Genomic DNA, 16,326 nt, shown 5'->3' on the forward strand with positions numbered 1-16,326 from the left:
AAATATGCGATGAGTAAGAGGCAAAATTTAGAGGAAATTGTAAATGAGGCAAAAACCGTGCGGAAAATTGTGTTTATTTTATTAACTACTTTAACAGTTTTATTTATTGCTGTTATTGTATTTGGCTTTTTTTATATAAAATCAACCATCGAACCTTTAGATAAGAATTCTACAGAGGACATTGAAATAGAAATACCATTAGGGTCATCTACTTCAAATATTGCTACGATTTTGAAAGAGAATGATTTAATTAAAAATGAACGTGTATTCCAGTTTTACGTAAAGTTTAAAAATTATAGTGATTTCCAGGCTGGAGAATATGTATTGAATCAGTCTATGACGATGGACGATATTGCTAATAATCTACAAACTGGTACTGTGCAAGAAGAACCGTTATTTCGGGTAACGATTCCAGAAGGTAGAAATATCGAACAAATTGCTGAAATTACGTCAAAGAAATTAAAGTTTACAGAGGAAGATTTTCTTCGTGCTGTAACAGACAAATCATTTATAGAAAAAATGATGGAAGAATACCCGTCTTTAATTACAGATGAAGTATTAAATGATGACCTATATATGGCGTTAGAAGGATATTTATTTGCAGGAACGTATGATATTTACGATGAGGCAATAACGGCAGAAGAATTAATTACACAAATGATAGATCGAACAAATGATTTAGTCATTAATGAATTAGATGCAATGAATGAAAAAGATTTCACCATCCATGAAGTTTTAACGCTTGCTTCCGTTATTGAACGAGAATCAAAATTTGAAAAAGATCGTCCAAAAGTAGCCCAAGTGTATATCAATCGATTAGATGAAAATATGAAATTACAGAGTGATATTACAGCATTCTATGGATTAAAAAATATTGAGCATAAAGCTGTTGTCACATATGATGATATTGAAGTAGATACACCATATAACACGTATGTAATTGACGGCCTTCCTGTTGGACCTATTGCTTCACCTAGTAAAGAGGCAATCGATGCTGTTTTACATCCTGAAGGGGACGACTTTACGAAATTATTTTATTTCTCCCGTCCAAATGGAGAAACATTCTATGCAGATACGTTAGAGGAACATAATAAAATTAAAGAAAAATACCGTAAAGAATGGTACGACTTAGAAAATAAAAAAGATGACACGAAAAAGAAAGACAAAAAGAAAGATAAAGAGTGATTAGAAATAAAATGAATATTAACATGGATGAAATAAAAACTTATATTCAAGCATTAATTCCTACAAGTGAAAACTGGGAAAAAGAATTAGAAGATTATGCGACGATACATCGTGTTCCAATCATTGAAAAAGATGGCATCCAGTTTTTAACACAATTAATTCGAATGAAACAACCGAAACGTGTTTTAGAAATTGGGACAGCAATTGGTTATTCTGCATTAAAAATAAATGAAGCATACCCAGAGGCCGTTATTACAACGATTGAACGAGACGATGAGATGGTTCGTATGGCAAATGAAAATATTACGAAGTTAAATAAACAAGCAAACATTCATGTCATTCATGGTGATGCTTTAGACGTATTAAAGGAATTTCAAATGGAGGATGTAACCTTTGATTTTATCTTTATCGACGCAGCAAAGGGGCAATATAAGAAATTCTTTGAACTAGTTCAACCACTCATTTCAGATGATGTGACCATTGTTTGTGACAATATATTATTTAAAGGATATGTCATCGATCCATCATTAACAGAACAGAAAAGATTACAGAAACTTGCAAACAAAATCGACCTTTTTAATCATTGGCTAATGAAAGAAGAAACATATCACACAACCGTCCTTCCAATAGGAGACGGAATGACTGTAAGTGTTCTGAAATAGTTTTAAGACAATATAAATATAGAAAGATTATAAGATAAGATTAGGGAGTGTTCTAAAAATGGTAGATGAAAAAAGCTATTACATGACTGAAGAAGGTAAAGAAAAATTAGAAACAGAATTACACTATTTGAAAACGGAGAAACGTAAAGAAATCGTCGAGCGTATTAAAGTAGCGCGTGATTTCGGTGACCTATCGGAAAACTCTGAGTATGATTCTGCGAAAGATGAACAAGCTTTCGTTGAGACACGTATTGCACAATTAGAAAAAATGATTCGTAATGCAGTAATCATTGAAAATGATGAAGAAGATGCGGATGTTGTGTCATTAGGAAGAACAGTTACATTTATTGAATTACCAGATGGAGAAGAAGAAACGTATACAATCGTTGGAAGTGCAGAAGCGGATCCATTTGAAGGGAAAATTTCAAACGATTCACCAATGGCAAAGAGCTTACTAGGTCATGGAGAAGGCGAAGAAGTTGCAGTTGCAACACCAGGTGGAGAGATTCAAGTAAAAATTGTATCCATTCAATAGCATATTAAAGGTTGGAACGTAAACGCAGTATCATTTAACAACGTATATTGTTAAAATAATACATGATTATGGGCCAACCTTTTTTACACTATTTCACATTGGGGGAGTACATATGACAGATCCAAATAATTTATCAAGAGTTGATCGACATTCAAAAAGACGGAATAATCGTATACAATTAATCGTTTTAATCATTCTAGCCATTTTATGTGCTATTTTATTAATTACTTTAATATTTAAGAAAGATAGTACAACAAATGATGGCAACGAAACCGATCCTACAACAGAAAATATAGCGGTCGAAACGAATGATGATGAAGAAGAAAAGACGAATGAGAAAAACAAGGAAGATGAAAATAAGGACGAGAAAAAAGATAACGAAGCAAACGATGAAGAAGAAAATGATAAAGAAGAAGCAAAAGAAGGAATCATGAAAAAAGAAGATTATCCTACAGATATAACGAAAGAAGAAATGTTTACAACAGATGACAATGTAGAAGAAGCATTTGTTGCAGATTGGCCACCAATTGGTACGAATCAAACTGGTACACATACAGTCAATTTCGATAACGAATCAGAAGATCGGAAAGAGATCAAAAAAGCTATTTCCTATGTAACGGATTTAAAAGAAGATGATATCATCGAACATTGGGTTGGAAATGGGGGCGAGCAAAAAGTGATTGCTACCGTTTCTAATAATGATCAAAGTAAAGTATATAAAGTATATTTACAATGGGAGATTGACAAAGGTTGGAAACCGACTAAAGTAGAAAAATTAAAATCATTGAATATTGAACAATAATATTGGAGGAACATCATGACAATTGGAATTATTGGCGCAATGGATGAAGAAATTGCATTATTACAGAAACAAATAAAAAATCAAACAATCGAAACTGTTGCAAACACCATATATATTAAAGGTACATTAGAAACGAAAGATGTTGTTTTAGTAAAATCAGGTATTGGGAAAGTAAATGCTGCTATGACTACAGCTATTTTAATGGAAAGGTATCAACCAACATTCGTTATTAACACTGGATCAGCCGGAGGATTTTCTAAAGCATTAAAAGTAGGGGATGTCGTTATTAGTGATGCTGTAGTGCACCATGATGTAGACGTAACAGCATTTGACTATGTACATGGACAAGTTCCACAAATGCCAGCAACTTTTAAGGCAAATGAAACATTGGTACGTCAAGTTCGAATGATTTTAAACGAAATGGAAATTGATTCAGAAATTGGGCTAATTGCAACGGGTGATTCCTTTATGAATGACCAAACAAAAGTACAAACTGTTCGTGAATTGTTTCCAAACATGATTGCATGTGAAATGGAAGCAGCTGCGATTGCACAAGTTTGTTATCAATATAATGTGCCATTTGTAGTGATACGAGCGCTATCGGATATTGCGGGCCAAGAGGCACCAATGTCATTCCAACAATTTTTAGAAGTGGCTGCAACAAATGCTGCCAAGCTAATTATGGAGTTCGTTAAACGAGTATAAAAACATGATAGTAAAATGATGACCATCGCAAAATTAAACGTAATAAATCATAATGTTGCAAATTTATATACCCGTAAAAAGTTAGCCAACTTTTACGGGTATACCTCTTCATACATGTATGATTTTTTTAAGATTTATTTTCTTCCTCCCGTATGTACGCCCTAAGTAATTTCATTAAAGCTCTTTTCTCAATTCTAGATACATAACTACGGGAAATATTTAATTGTTTTGCAATTTTTTTCTGTGTTAATATCTCACTTTTATGAATTCCATACCGGTGAATAATAACAAACAGCTCCCGTTCGGATAAAAGATGAATATAACGATTTAACTTTTCAATTTCAATATGTTTTTCTATGGATGTCACAATATCTTCTATATCTGCTTCTAATATATCGGCTAAAGTCATTTCATTTCCTTCTAAATCTTGGCCAATTGGACTATATAAAGACACATCTTTATTTGATTTCTTTAATGAACGTAAATACATTAAAATTTCATTATCGATACATCTAGCACAATATGTTGCAAGCTTTGCTCCTTTATTTGCTTTAAAACTTTCTACGCCTTTAATTAAACCAATTGTACCAATTGAAATCAAATCTTCACTTTTTTCGTTTGTATCACCATACTTTTTTACGATATGCGCTACTAGGCGCAAATTATGTTCAATTAATTTATCCCTTGCCATCGTGTCGCCAGCAAGCATCGCTTCTACATATTTTTCTTCTTCTTCTTTTGTTAATGGATGGGGGAATGCGTTGTTTTTAATATACGAAACGAATACAACGTACTGTTTTAAAAAATATGTCATGATCGCTAAAATTGTCGACATTTGATTCCTCCTATCACATATTTTTACCATTGTATGAATAAGATCGGAGGAAATTGCACGTCCAATTTAAAAGAGATAAGACATCGTTAGTTTTAAAATAAAAAATCGGTCCTCTTTAACATACAAAAATAAAGAGGACCGATTATCATTAAAAGGCTCTCAACACAATTAAATATTAGATGACTTTAAGAGGGTCACCAATACCATTTGACAAAGAGCCCATTAAAAAAGCTTTTTCCTGATATTACTAGAACACACTTGCTTAAAAATAATAAAAGCGTTGCACATTTATTGAGTGACTGGATCAAATAAGATAAAAAGATAATTCCAGTACAAATTACTTTACTGAAATTATCTTTTTCACTTCCCTGGACTTGTTCAAGTTTCTTTCATATTTACTTCGCTTGTTTTTTATTTTTTGTTCGCATATATGTTTCATATTCATCTTCGCGATGACGTAAATAAGGCTTTACATTTGCTTTATGAGCAGCCCTTGAAAGCATATGTCCACTGACAGGAGAAGATAAAAATATGAATAAAATTGCCAAGAGTAGTTTTCCACTTACGATTTGATGTGAACCGTAAAGAAATAAAAATGTTGCAAGTAAAATACTCATAATTCCCAATGTTGGTGCTTTTGTTGCTGCATGTAAACGAGTGAATACATCGGGGAATCGATTGATTCCTAAAGCACTAGAAAAAATGAAAAAGGTACCTGACAACATTAGAATGATAATAATAATATTCATAATGATACTAATCAGAGTCTCGGTCAATGATAACACCCATTTCTAAATATTTTGCTAATGCTAATGTACCGATAAAGGATAAAATCCCAATTAATAAAATAACATCGTTTAATTTTGTTGTTGCAAGTAATATTGATGTTAATGCAGCTGTTGCCATTAAACAAACACCAATCACATCTAAAGCAGTAGCACGATCTGGATTCGACGGACCGACTAGGACACGATAGATAAGTAAAATCAAAGATAATGCAATACCAGTAATACAGATAAGTGTTGTAATATATAATATATGTTCAACGACATGTAATACATCTATCATTTCGTCACCTCCATGATCGCTTTTTCAAATGTATTTTTAATATCATTTATAGCTTCTTCTTTGTCTTCAATATCCATTGCATGAATGAAAATTTGTTTATTATCATCTGAGATTGCCACAGACAATGTTCCTGGTGTTAAGGTAATTAAATTCGCTAAAAGAGTGATTTCCCAATCTTTTTCAACTTCAACTGGAAGTGCAAATATACCAGGTTCGAAATCAGGATTCCTCTTATATACTATTTTAACGATATCGATATTCGATAAAATAAGTTCACGAATAAAGATAAGAAATAATACGAAAAATTTATAGATAGGTGCTAAATAATATCGACTAGGGAATAATCGATTTAAAAGTAGTAATAAAAGAGCACCTAAAATATATCCAAAGATGAATGTGACGAATGTATAATCTTCACTCAAAAACATCCACATAAAGGATATAATTAAATTAACAACAATTTGAAAAGTCATGTTCATTACTCCTTTAATACGGAATTAATATATGCCTCTGGATTTAATAAATATTCGCCAACTGTTTCAATATGAGGATATACAAACTCTGCTCCAATCCCCATAAAAATAGAGAAAATAAGTAAAAATACAATAGGGTATAACATTCCGTTTATACGTTTAACCTGAAAGTTCTTTTTCTTTTCTCCCCAAAAACCTAATATGAAAATTTTCATGACGGAATATAGGATAAGTAAACTCGTCAATAAACCGACAATGACAATGATCACATGGTCTGTTTCAAAAGCACCTTTTAGAAGTAAAATCTTGCCGATAAAACCACTAAATGGAGGAATTCCCGCTAAAACGAATGTAGCAATAAAGAACATCCAACCGAGTTTAGGATAATAATGAATTAGTCCACCCATTTTCTTTAAGTCTGATGTACCGGCAACATATGAAATGACACCGACAAGTAAGAAGAGAGCGGTTTTAATAATCATATCATGAATTAAATAATAGGTTGAACCAGTTAAACCTGTCTCGTTAAATACTGCTAAACCAAGTAGTACAAACCCGATAGAAGGGATAACATTATACGCAATAATTAATTTAATGTCATTTGTTGATAATGCCCCTATGACACCGAAAATCATCGACAATCCTGCAATGATGATAAAGAAATTACGAATTGTATCGGATTCATAAATAAAGATTAACGTATAAACACGTATAATCGAATAGATTCCGACTTTCGTTAACAATGCACCAAATAAAGCAGAAGTTACTGGATTCGGTACGATATATGATTTAGGCATCCAATAGTACAAAGGGAAGAGGGCAGCTTTCGTTGCAAAAACGAAAAATAGTACAATACCGATCGTTGTTAATACTCCAGCTTGTTCTACTTCGTGTACACGTTCTGCAATATGTGCCATATTCACTGTACCTACAACTGCATATAAAAATGCTACCGTCGTTACAAAAACGACAGATGAAAACAAATTAATTAAAACATATTTTAAAGATTCGCGTAATTGTTCTTTGCTTCCTCCGAGAACAATTAATCCGTAAGAAGCCATTAATAATACTTCAAAAAATACAAATAAGTTAAATAAATCTCCTGTTAAAAATGCACCAGAAACACCACTGATTAACAAAAATGTAAATGTATAAAAGTAAAATATTTCTTTTTGTTCAGAGACAAGTTTTGGTGCAATAAAAATACATGCAGTACTTAAAATCGCTGTTGTTAAAACTAATAAGATTGATAAATAATCAGCGACAAAAATAATCCCATATGGAGCAACCCAACTACCAGTTTCTAATATAATTGTACCATCTGTAAAAACGAGGTATGTAATCCATATAGTAAACGCTAAATGAATTAAAATAAATATTTTCGATAAAAACCTTGTGATTGTAACTTTTTTATTGGTAAAAGCAACAATCGTACCAGCTAATAGTGGTAATACGATAGGTAGTATAGCTAAATTACTCATATTCATTGCCCCTTAATTGCTCCATATTATCTGTTTTATTTTCATTGATTGTTCGGTATGCAAGCACTAATACAACACTTGTAACCCCGAAACTAATTACAATGGAAGTTAAAATTAAAGCATGTGGTAATGGATCTGTATAATTTGTAACATTATCGACAATGATTGGAGGTTGGCCACGTTTCAATTTACCCATCGTTAAAATAAATAAATGTGCCGCATGAGAAATTAATCCTGTACCAATCGCAATTCGTAATAATTGTTTCTGTAAAAGATTATACACACCAGTCGCAAATAACACTCCAGCCAAAATCGCTATAATAAACTCCATTTATTTCGCCCCCTTGTTGTTCCGTAATTTAATGAGGCCGAATACAGTTAAACCTGCTAGTCCTAAAACAGCAATTTCAAACAATGTATCAAATCCACGCATGTCTACTAGAATTACGTTTACGATGTTTCGTCCACCACCAATTGGAAGTGATGTTTCAACAAAGTAATCCGAAATTTTATCAAACCAATTACTGCTTAATGCAGAAATACCAATGGTCGTCATTAATAATCCAAAACCAATTGATACGAAAAGGTTTGTAAAGATTGTTTTCTTTGACTCATCTCTTTTTCTCAATTTAGGGAAATGATAGAAACAAAGTAAGAATAATGCCATTGTAATTGTCTCAATCACTAATTGTGTTAACGCTAAATCTGGTGCCCGATATAATACAAATAAAATTGCAACACCATATCCAGTAATACCTAAAATTAAAATAGCAGTGATATTATGGTTAGAAAAAATGGTTCCAACCGCAGCAATAGCGATTGCTATCACGACAACAACTTCAATAAACGTAATATCAGCCAAGTCAGACATATTTATAGCAAATCCGTCTGTTATATACATAAAAATAAATGAGATGATAAACATGGAACCAACGATTAATAACATATAATGACGTAATGATCCTGTCATATACGAATTTGTAATTTTTTTACTTCCATTGTCTATATAAGTTAATGTTTTATCATACACTTTGTTAAAGCTTAATGTGCCTGGTAATACATCATACACCTTGACCCATTTATCCTTCGTCAGATAAAGAACTGACCCAAGCCCTACAACGATTAATGACATCATAAATGGGGTATTAAATCCATGCCAGAACTTAATATGTTCATATGATGCTGTTGCTTTAATACTCGTTGCAGCATGTACCAATAACCCATTGTTAAACAAATTGGGAACTAAACCTATCATCACAACCCCTAATACTAAAATAATAGGTGATAGTAGCATGCCAATAGAAGCTTCTTTCGGTTTTGTTGGTAAGTCTGCTGGGTTATTTTTTGATTTACCAAAAACACCAAAAAATAAATACATGGAATAAACGAATGTAAAAATACTACCGAATACAGCTAAGTATGGAACAATTGCCGCTATTATTGCTGAAATACCAACATCATTTGCTGTTAAACCTAATGTAGCATCAAAAAATAATTCCTTACTATAAAATCCATTTAAAAATGGTAGTGGAAACCCTGCCATTGAAAATGTACCAAATAATGCTAATGTTGCAGTAATTGGCATGAGTGTATATAGAGCACCGAGGCGACGTATATCTCTTGTTCCTGATTGTACGTCGATGATTCCCGCTACCATAAATAAACTACCTTTAAATGTTGCATGGTTTAAAATATGAAATACTGCAGCAAAAATAGCAATATCTGTCCCAAATCCTAACATTGCCATAATCATTCCAAGTTGACTTACCGTTGAAAAAGCTAAAATTGCTTTTAAATCAGTTTGTCGAACAGCCATGTAAGAACCCCAACATAATGTAATGATTCCAAAAGTCGTTACAATAATAAAAAACCAATCGTATTGCGAGAAAATCGGAGAAAATCGCGCAACTAAATATAACCCTGCTTTTACCATTGTTGCAGAGTGTAGGTAAGCACTTACTGGTGTAGGAGCTTCCATTGCATCCGGTAACCAAATATGGAAAGGGAATTGAGCTGATTTTGTAAAAGCCCCAATTAAAATAAAAATGAGTGCTAATGGTAAATATTCACTTTCCAAAATTAAATCTGCTTGCTCTATCATCACACGAATACTCGTCGTGTTCGTGATCACGGAAAGTAGTAAAAAACCACCGAGCATGCTTAAACCACCGAAAACAGTTATCATCATAGATTTTAATGCACCGTATCGGGATTTTTCCTTAAAATGCCAATATCCAATTAATAAAAATGATGAGATAGATGTTAATTCCCAAAAAGAATATAAGACGAAAATATTATCAGATAAAACAATTCCTAACATTGCGGACATAAACATTAATAAATAAACGTAAAAATGTCCTAAATTTTCTTGTTTGTCTAAATAAAAAATAGAATACAACACAACAAGTGATCCAATTCCAGAGATAAGTAGAACGAATAATAAGCTTAGTCCATCTAAGTATAAATCAAAATTAATATGTAACGATGGAATCCATTCAAATACTTGTTTAATCGGGATGAAATCCTTTCCAATATGTTGTATGAAAAATAAAAATATACTGAAAGGAACGAAAAAAACAAATATACCAGTGTGAATGGTTGATTTCCATCTACTTAAAGTAGGGATGAAAAATGCGATAATAAGTGGTGCTAATACTGCTAAAAGCATTCTCTGTTTGTCCTCCAATCTGCTCAAAAAAAAACTACCAAAAATTCAATGCATATGTATTTAAGTATAGAGATATTTCGTTTAAAAATAAAGTATTACATATAAAAAATTTAATGATAAAAATGATATAAGTTACGTCGTGATAATTCCTTTTCAAGCAATAATATAAAGTGATCATCTAGTTTCAATTGTACAGCATGTACATACGTATCCATTAACATTTCATTTGATAATTCATTCATTTTCTTTCTCCTTTAAAATTCATGTCTGTTTAATTTATCATGAAAAGAACCCTTGGACAAGTAAAGATAAACCACTCTTTTTATGTGCATAAGCTGTGAGTAATGTTGGTGATAACTTTCAGGAATTCCGTTATATCAACGTTATGAAATAAGGATAGTTATACACATTTGTATAAAATGGGTGGAATTTTGTCGAAAAGTCTTCGTGTTTTGACAAAATTCCACCTGTTTTTCGACAAAATTTTACGCTCATCGTAGAATGAAAACAAATGAATGGAATATTGTATGTACCATTTAATTTGTATATTATTTCATCGTTATATTATCTTGCCGCAGGAATAGTAGATTGTTTTTAAAAATGCTTGTACGTGCTATAATTAAGCAGCAACAATTACTTATAAAATAAATGGATGGATAAATAATAGAAAGAATATATTAGAGGTGACATTTTTGTTAAAATTATTTTTACCAAATAAACATGTAGATACGGTGTATGATATTACACCAACATTTTTAAAAGACAATGGAAAGAAAGCAATTATTTTGGATTTGGATAATACATTAATACCTTGGAATGTAAGTAATGCTACAGAAGAAATTAAAACTTGGTTACGTAGCATCGAAGAAGCGAATATTAAAGTAACGATCTTTTCTAATAATAGTGAAGAAAGAGTACGGATATTTTCAGAACCGTTAAATCTTCCCTTTATTCATAGAGCAAATAAACCTTTAAAATCGAAATTTCGTCGCGCTCAAAAATTGATGGGTGTAAAAAAAGATGAAGTAGTCGTTATTGGTGATCAACTATTAACAGATATATTCGGCGGGAATCGTGCTGGTTTTTATACGATTTTAGTCGTACCAATTGTGCAAAGCGATGCACCAATTACAAAGTTTAACCGTCGAATGGAACAGAAAATTTTAAATAGATTTTATGTAAAAGGAAAATTATCGAAAAGGGTGTTACGTGATGAGTGATTTATATTGTGGTGGTTGTGGGGCAGAACTTCAAACGGAAAATAAAGAAGCCATTGGTTATATTCCTGCATCTTCTTTAAATAAAGAACAACTTCTTTGTCAAAGATGTTTTCAGATGAGACATTACAATAAAAATACGACTGTTCCAATGGATAGTGATGACTTTTTACATTTAGTAAGTACCATTCGGAATGAAAATAGTTTAGTCGTTCATGTCATTGATATTTTTGATGTAAATGGAACTTTATTGAAAAGTTTGCCTAGAATTGTAGGTGATAATCCAATTATTTTAGTTGGAAATAAAGTCGATTTATTACCGAAGTCATCCAACTTAAGAAAATTAAAACATTGGCTATTTAAAATGGCAAAAGAAATTGGTTTAAAAGTGGAGGATATTTATTTAATTTCATCCTTAAAAGGACATGATATGGATCAACTTGCCATGTTTATGGAAAAAGAACGTCGGGGTCGTAATATTCATGTGGTCGGTGTAACAAATGTTGGAAAATCTACTTTTATTAATCAGTTCATTCGTCGTGCCACTGGCATTAAAGATGCAATTACGACATCCTATTTTCCTGGTACTACCTTAGGCTTTATAGAAGTACCGTTGGACGAAACTTCGGCATTAATTGATACTCCTGGAATCATGAACCATGAACAAATGGCACACTATGTATCAAAACATGATTTAAAATTAATTTCACCAAAAAAGGAAGTTAAAGCGCGTAACTATCAACTAAATAGTGAACAGACGTTATTTTTAGGTGGTTTAGCACGATTTGATTTTATAAAAGGAAATAAACAAACTTTTGTTTGTTATTTCTCTAATGAATTACCGATTCACCGGACTAAATTAGAAAAAGCAGATACATTGTATGAAAAACAAAATGGGGCATTATTAAGTCCACCAGATGAAGAAACATTACAAAAATTACCTCCATTTGTAAAACAATCGTATAAAATTTCTAAAGGATATACAGATATTGTTTTTCCGGGATTAGGTTGGATTACAATTTTGGAAGGAAATGTTACGATAGAAGTACATAGTCCAAAAGGAGTTAGTGTATCTATCCGCGATTCATTTATGTCATCTTAACGAGAGAAAGGTTTGATATTGATGTATAAGTTTGGTTTGATCGGTTATCCCATTCAACATTCTTTATCACCGTGGATTCACCGACAATTTTTCGAACGTACGAATATAGAAGGAACATATGATATATATGAAATTGATGTACATGCACCATTTGATGAAAAAATTGCAACATTTAAAGAATTACAATTAGATGGATTTAATGTTACTGCACCATACAAAGAAACGATTATTCCATATTTAGATGAGCTTGATGAACAAGCGAGCATGATCGGTGCTGTCAATACCGTACTTAATAAAAATGGCAAATGGTATGGATTTAATACAGATGGTGCTGGATACGTCCGATCTTTATTAAGTAAATATCCAGTTTTAGCGAATGAAAAAAACAAAGCAATATTATTATTAGGAGCTGGAGGAGCTTGCAAGGGAATTTACAATGCACTAATAAAAGAAGGGTTTACGAATATTACCATTGCAAATAGAACGTTGGAAAAAGCTGTAAGTATCATCGGGCAAAGGAACGGAAAGGTGATGACAATAGAAGAAGCATCACAATGTATCCATACTTTTCCTCTTGTTATACAGACAACATCAGTCGGAATGAAACCATATACAGATAGAACAATTCTTGAATTGAACGAAGTACATGAAAAGGCAATCGTTAGTGATATCGTATACCAACCATTAGAGACAGCATTTTTACAGCGTGCAAAACAATTAGGTGCATCGATTCATTTTGGTCATACGATGTTGTTATATCAGGCGCAATATGCTTTTGAAATATGGACAAACACCACACCAAAAATGGAACAATTAGATGCACAATTAGAAAAGAAATTGGAAGGTTGATTAACATATGTTAACAGGAAAACAAAAAAGATTTTTACGTGCAAAAGCACACCATGAAAAGCCATTATTTCAAATTGGAAAAGGTGGCGTAAACGAAAATTTAATGAAACAGCTTGACGATCTGTTAGAAAAAAGAGAGTTGATTAAAGTATCTGTATTACAAAATTGTTTAGAAGAGAAAGATGATATCGCTACACAATTAGTCGATGGCACTAATGCCTCGCTTGTACAAATTATCGGAAGCACGATTGTTTTATACCGCGAATCAGTTGAAAATAAAACAATTACATTACCGAATTAGTCCTATAGTGTGAATGGAAACGAATAGTTATGATAATTAATTCGTCCATTACTTAAAAATTTTTAATGATCTTGGTAAGAGAAAATACGTTGTGCAGAAACTTTGTTCAAACCTTCTAAATGTAACATAAGAAATCTTTATGCTCATAGCATCCTAAATTTCTGTACATCATTTGGACGATAAAACAATGAATGGAATAAAGAGGGATGAAATGAAGAAAAAAGTAGGAATACTTGGTGGCACATTTGATCCACCACATATCGGGCATTTAATCATTGCGAATGAAGTGTTACATCGCCAAAATTTAGATGAAATATGGTTTATCCCAACGAATGAACCACCACATAAAACGAATACGACATCATCGAATAAACATCGGAAAAATATGGTGGAATTAGCGATAGCAACGAATGACCATTTTTATTTGCATGATATCGAATTGCAACGTAAAGGGAAATCATACACCTATGATACGATAAAGCAACTACAAGAAATGTATGATCATCAATTTTATTTTATTATCGGGGCTGACATGATTGAATATTTGCCAAAATGGTATAAAATTGATGAACTGATGAAAATGATCACGTTTATCGGTGTGAAACGTTCGACATACAAAACAGAGACTGATTTTCCAGTTTTATTAGTGGATATTCCGATGATCGACATATCATCAACAGATATTCGTGAACGAATACGACATCATATTTCAGCCCAATATATGATACTAGATTCTGTGTATGTTTATATAAAGGAGCATCAATTATATGACGTATGAACAGTATAGGAAATACTTAGAAAATCATTTAAGTAAAAATCGATATGAACATACATTGCGTGTTTATGATACAGCAAAAGAGCTAGCTGTGCGATATAATGCCGACAGAGAAATTGTAGAACAAGCAGCATTATTACATGATATATGTAAATGTGAACCCGACGATGTATTGATGCATAAAATAAAACAATATAATATCGACGAAACATTACTTACATACAATAAAGAGTTATGGCATGGTCCAGTCGGTGCACATTTTGTTCAAGATGTATTTCAAATAACGGATGAAACGATTTATAATTGTATGTATTATCATACAACAGGAAGGGAAAAAATGACTGTAGAGGAACTCGTCATTTTTGTGGCAGATTATATCGAGCCTGGTAGAGATTTCCCAGGAGTAGAAGAAGTGAGAGAGTTAGCTAAAGTTGATTTAAAAAGAGCTGCATTTCAGGCATTAAAAAATACACTTATTTTTTTAATAAGCAAAAATGCAACACTTCATCCAGATACAATTTTAGCTTATAATGATTTAGCGAAATAAAGGGGAGATTTTTTTTGAAAGAAACGAATGAATTAGTAGAAATCATTGTAGAAGCTGCAGAGGAACGTAAAGCTGAAAACTGTGTTGTATTAAATATGGAACAATTGACGCCAATTACCGACCGGTATGTCATTTGTCATGGAAATAACGAAAGACAAGTTCAAGCAATCGCTCGTTCCATTAAAGATGCAGTGGAAGAAAATGGTGTAGATATTCAACGAATGGAAGGGTTTGAACAAGCTCGTTGGATTTTAATCGATGCAAAAGATGTAGTATGTCATGTATTCCATAAAGATGAAAGAATGTACTATAATTTAGAGAAACTATGGGGCGATGCAGACGTTGTAGGGGGACAATAAATAAATGACCTATAATGAGTTTGCATACGTATATGATCGTTTGATGGAACATGCACCATATGATAGCTGGGTGCAATTTACGAAAGACATGATCGAATCAAATCAATTAAAAACAAAAAATATCGTCGATTTAGGCTGTGGAACAGGTGAAATTGCGATTCGCTTAGCTAATAGCGGCTTTCATATAACGGGAGTAGATATCTCGTCAGATATGTTAACTGTTGCACAAGCGAAAGCAATGCAACAAGGCGTCCATATCCCTTGGATTCATCAAGATATGACAAACTTGGAAGGTTTTTCTAATACCGATTTATTTATTAGTTATTGTGATGTCATGAACTACATAACAAATATCGATGAGGTGACAACTGTTTGTCAGCGTGTATATGAACACCTACAAGAAGACGGCGCATTTATTTTTGATATTCATGCACTTCCATACGTAGAAAAAATGTTAGTCGATCAAACATTTGCTGATGTAACCGATGAACTTGCTTATATATGGTTTTGTGAATCAGGGGAAGAAATCGGGGCTATGACACATTATTTAACAATCTTTGAAAAACAAGTGGATGGGACATATCATCGCTTCGATGAAATTCATGAAGAAAAGACATACAATATCGAAACATATGCAAATGTGTTACATAATATTGGATTTCGTAAAATTAAATTTTATGCTGATTTTTCTATGCAAAATGAAATTTCTACAGATAAAGGTGAGCGAATTTTCATTTTTGCACAGAAATAATCCGAGAAAAT

Annotated in this window: 21 protein-coding genes; 13 read left to right on the plus strand and 8 right to left on the minus strand. The window is 32.3% G+C overall.

Annotation, left to right across the window (positions count from 1 at the left end):
• Window positions 1–9 precede the first annotated feature (9 nt).
• The 5 genes from mltG to mtnN all read left to right on the plus strand — a co-directional run bounded on the left by mltG (window position 10) and on the right by mtnN (window position 3,889).
• Window positions 10–1,185: an endolytic transglycosylase MltG gene (gene mltG, locus WKT09_RS00425; protein WP_340414146.1), complete on the plus strand. Its 1,176-nt coding sequence runs from the start codon at window positions 10–12 to the stop codon at window positions 1,183–1,185.
• Entirely contained in the window at window positions 1,182–1,847 is a 666-nt protein-coding gene (locus WKT09_RS00430; protein WP_340414147.1) for an O-methyltransferase, read from the plus strand. Before mltG ends, WKT09_RS00430 begins: the two co-directional genes overlap by 4 nt.
• Before the next feature lie 58 nt (window positions 1,848–1,905).
• Complete coding sequence (gene greA, locus WKT09_RS00435) at window positions 1,906–2,382, plus strand: transcription elongation factor GreA (RefSeq protein ID WP_340414148.1); 477 nt, start codon at window positions 1,906–1,908, stop codon at window positions 2,380–2,382.
• 112 nt (window positions 2,383–2,494) lie between these two features.
• Entirely contained in the window at window positions 2,495–3,184 is a 690-nt protein-coding gene (locus WKT09_RS00440) for a YrrS family protein (RefSeq protein ID WP_340414149.1), read from the plus strand.
• Between the two features lie 15 nt (window positions 3,185–3,199).
• A complete protein-coding gene (gene mtnN, locus WKT09_RS00445; protein WP_340414150.1) occupies window positions 3,200–3,889 on the plus strand; it encodes a 5'-methylthioadenosine/S-adenosylhomocysteine nucleosidase in 690 nt (229 codons plus the stop codon).
• A gap of 127 nt (window positions 3,890–4,016) precedes the next feature.
• Here mtnN and sigK read toward each other — a convergent pair whose 3' ends face one another.
• The 8 genes from sigK to WKT09_RS00485 form a co-directional block, all read right to left on the minus strand.
• Window positions 4,017–4,724 (minus strand): RNA polymerase sporulation sigma factor SigK, encoded by a 708-nt coding sequence (gene sigK / locus WKT09_RS00450; protein WP_340414151.1) that lies wholly within the window; start codon window positions 4,722–4,724, stop codon window positions 4,017–4,019.
• Between the two features lie 395 nt (window positions 4,725–5,119).
• Entirely contained in the window at window positions 5,120–5,509 is a 390-nt protein-coding gene (gene mnhG, locus WKT09_RS00455; protein ID WP_340414152.1) for a monovalent cation/H(+) antiporter subunit G, read from the minus strand.
• Window positions 5,481–5,792: a monovalent cation/H+ antiporter complex subunit F gene (locus WKT09_RS00460; RefSeq protein WP_340414153.1), complete on the minus strand. Its 312-nt coding sequence runs from the start codon at window positions 5,790–5,792 to the stop codon at window positions 5,481–5,483. The genes mnhG and WKT09_RS00460 overlap by 29 nt, the downstream gene beginning before the upstream one ends.
• Window positions 5,789–6,265 (minus strand): Na+/H+ antiporter subunit E, encoded by a 477-nt coding sequence (locus WKT09_RS00465; RefSeq protein WP_340414154.1) that lies wholly within the window; start codon window positions 6,263–6,265, stop codon window positions 5,789–5,791. Before WKT09_RS00465 ends, WKT09_RS00460 begins: the two co-directional genes overlap by 4 nt.
• 5 nt (window positions 6,266–6,270) lie before the next feature.
• Window positions 6,271–7,746: a Na+/H+ antiporter subunit D gene (locus WKT09_RS00470; RefSeq protein WP_340414155.1), complete on the minus strand. Its 1,476-nt coding sequence runs from the start codon at window positions 7,744–7,746 to the stop codon at window positions 6,271–6,273.
• A complete protein-coding gene (locus WKT09_RS00475; RefSeq protein ID WP_340414156.1) occupies window positions 7,739–8,077 on the minus strand; it encodes a Na(+)/H(+) antiporter subunit C in 339 nt (112 codons plus the stop codon). Before WKT09_RS00475 ends, WKT09_RS00470 begins: the two co-directional genes overlap by 8 nt.
• Complete coding sequence (locus tag WKT09_RS00480; RefSeq protein ID WP_340414157.1) at window positions 8,078–10,414, minus strand: Na+/H+ antiporter subunit A; 2,337 nt, start codon at window positions 10,412–10,414, stop codon at window positions 8,078–8,080.
• 110 nt (window positions 10,415–10,524) lie between these two features.
• A complete protein-coding gene (locus WKT09_RS00485) occupies window positions 10,525–10,656 on the minus strand; it encodes a sporulation histidine kinase inhibitor Sda (RefSeq protein WP_340414158.1) in 132 nt (43 codons plus the stop codon).
• Between the two features lie 432 nt (window positions 10,657–11,088).
• Here WKT09_RS00485 and WKT09_RS00490 point away from each other — a divergent pair, with 432 nt between their 5' ends.
• The 8 genes from WKT09_RS00490 (at window position 11,089) to WKT09_RS00525 (ending at window position 16,315) form a co-directional block, all read left to right on the plus strand.
• The gene (locus WKT09_RS00490) at window positions 11,089–11,634 is read left to right on the plus strand and encodes a YqeG family HAD IIIA-type phosphatase (RefSeq protein ID WP_340414306.1); all 546 of its coding nucleotides are present in this window, start codon (window positions 11,089–11,091) and stop codon (window positions 11,632–11,634) included.
• Complete coding sequence (yqeH, locus tag WKT09_RS00495; protein ID WP_340414159.1) at window positions 11,627–12,733, plus strand: ribosome biogenesis GTPase YqeH; 1,107 nt, start codon at window positions 11,627–11,629, stop codon at window positions 12,731–12,733. Before WKT09_RS00490 ends, yqeH begins: the two co-directional genes overlap by 8 nt.
• Before the next feature lie 18 nt (window positions 12,734–12,751).
• Window positions 12,752–13,582 carry a shikimate dehydrogenase gene (gene aroE, locus WKT09_RS00500; protein WP_445323952.1) on the plus strand — a complete coding sequence of 277 codons (831 nt, stop codon included), beginning with the start codon at window positions 12,752–12,754 and terminating at the stop codon, window positions 13,580–13,582.
• A gap of 7 nt (window positions 13,583–13,589) precedes the next feature.
• Window positions 13,590–13,883, plus strand: coding sequence for a ribosome assembly RNA-binding protein YhbY (yhbY, locus tag WKT09_RS00505; protein WP_340414160.1), 294 nt, complete (start codon window positions 13,590–13,592; stop codon window positions 13,881–13,883).
• Window positions 13,884–14,094: 211 nt separating this feature from the next.
• Window positions 14,095–14,661 (plus strand): nicotinate-nucleotide adenylyltransferase, encoded by a 567-nt coding sequence (locus tag WKT09_RS00510; protein WP_340414161.1) that lies wholly within the window; start codon window positions 14,095–14,097, stop codon window positions 14,659–14,661.
• Complete coding sequence (gene yqeK, locus WKT09_RS00515) at window positions 14,651–15,205, plus strand: bis(5'-nucleosyl)-tetraphosphatase (symmetrical) YqeK (RefSeq protein ID WP_340414162.1); 555 nt, start codon at window positions 14,651–14,653, stop codon at window positions 15,203–15,205. Before WKT09_RS00510 ends, yqeK begins: the two co-directional genes overlap by 11 nt.
• A gap of 14 nt (window positions 15,206–15,219) precedes the next feature.
• Complete coding sequence (gene rsfS, locus WKT09_RS00520) at window positions 15,220–15,564, plus strand: ribosome silencing factor (RefSeq protein ID WP_340414163.1); 345 nt, start codon at window positions 15,220–15,222, stop codon at window positions 15,562–15,564.
• Between the two features lie 4 nt (window positions 15,565–15,568).
• Window positions 15,569–16,315 (plus strand): class I SAM-dependent DNA methyltransferase, encoded by a 747-nt coding sequence (locus WKT09_RS00525; RefSeq protein WP_340414164.1) that lies wholly within the window; start codon window positions 15,569–15,571, stop codon window positions 16,313–16,315.
• The last annotated feature ends 11 nt before the right edge of the window (window positions 16,316–16,326 follow it).

This window comes from Pseudogracilibacillus sp. ICA-222130, from assembly GCF_037892545.1.
In the GTDB taxonomy this organism is placed as follows: Bacteria; Bacillota; Bacilli; order Bacillales; family Amphibacillaceae; genus Pseudogracilibacillus.

Coding starts and splice junctions, on each gene's coding strand:
- mltG (WP_340414146.1), top strand. CDS start 10: ATGAGTAAGAGGCAAAATTTAGAGGAAATTGTAAATGAGGCAAAAACC.
- greA (WP_340414148.1), top strand. CDS start 1,906: ATGGTAGATGAAAAAAGCTATTACATGACTGAAGAAGGTAAAGAAAAA.
- WKT09_RS00440 (WP_340414149.1), top strand. CDS start 2,495: ATGACAGATCCAAATAATTTATCAAGAGTTGATCGACATTCAAAAAGA.
- mtnN (WP_340414150.1), top strand. CDS start 3,200: ATGACAATTGGAATTATTGGCGCAATGGATGAAGAAATTGCATTATTA.
- sigK (WP_340414151.1), bottom strand. CDS start 4,724: ATGTCGACAATTTTAGCGATCATGACATATTTTTTAAAACAGTACGTT.
- WKT09_RS00460 (WP_340414153.1), bottom strand. CDS start 5,792: ATGATAGATGTATTACATGTCGTTGAACATATATTATATATTACAACA.
- WKT09_RS00465 (WP_340414154.1), bottom strand. CDS start 6,265: ATGACTTTTCAAATTGTTGTTAATTTAATTATATCCTTTATGTGGATG.
- WKT09_RS00470 (WP_340414155.1), bottom strand. CDS start 7,746: ATGAGTAATTTAGCTATACTACCTATCGTATTACCACTATTAGCTGGT.
- WKT09_RS00475 (WP_340414156.1), bottom strand. CDS start 8,077: ATGGAGTTTATTATAGCGATTTTGGCTGGAGTGTTATTTGCGACTGGT.
- WKT09_RS00480 (WP_340414157.1), bottom strand. CDS start 10,414: ATGCTTTTAGCAGTATTAGCACCACTTATTATCGCATTTTTCATCCCT.
- WKT09_RS00485 (WP_340414158.1), bottom strand. CDS start 10,656: ATGAATGAATTATCAAATGAAATGTTAATGGATACGTATGTACATGCT.
- yqeH (WP_340414159.1), top strand. CDS start 11,627: ATGAGTGATTTATATTGTGGTGGTTGTGGGGCAGAACTTCAAACGGAA.
- yhbY (WP_340414160.1), top strand. CDS start 13,590: ATGTTAACAGGAAAACAAAAAAGATTTTTACGTGCAAAAGCACACCAT.
- WKT09_RS00510 (WP_340414161.1), top strand. CDS start 14,095: ATGAAGAAAAAAGTAGGAATACTTGGTGGCACATTTGATCCACCACAT.
- yqeK (WP_340414162.1), top strand. CDS start 14,651: ATGACGTATGAACAGTATAGGAAATACTTAGAAAATCATTTAAGTAAA.
- WKT09_RS00525 (WP_340414164.1), top strand. CDS start 15,569: ATGACCTATAATGAGTTTGCATACGTATATGATCGTTTGATGGAACAT.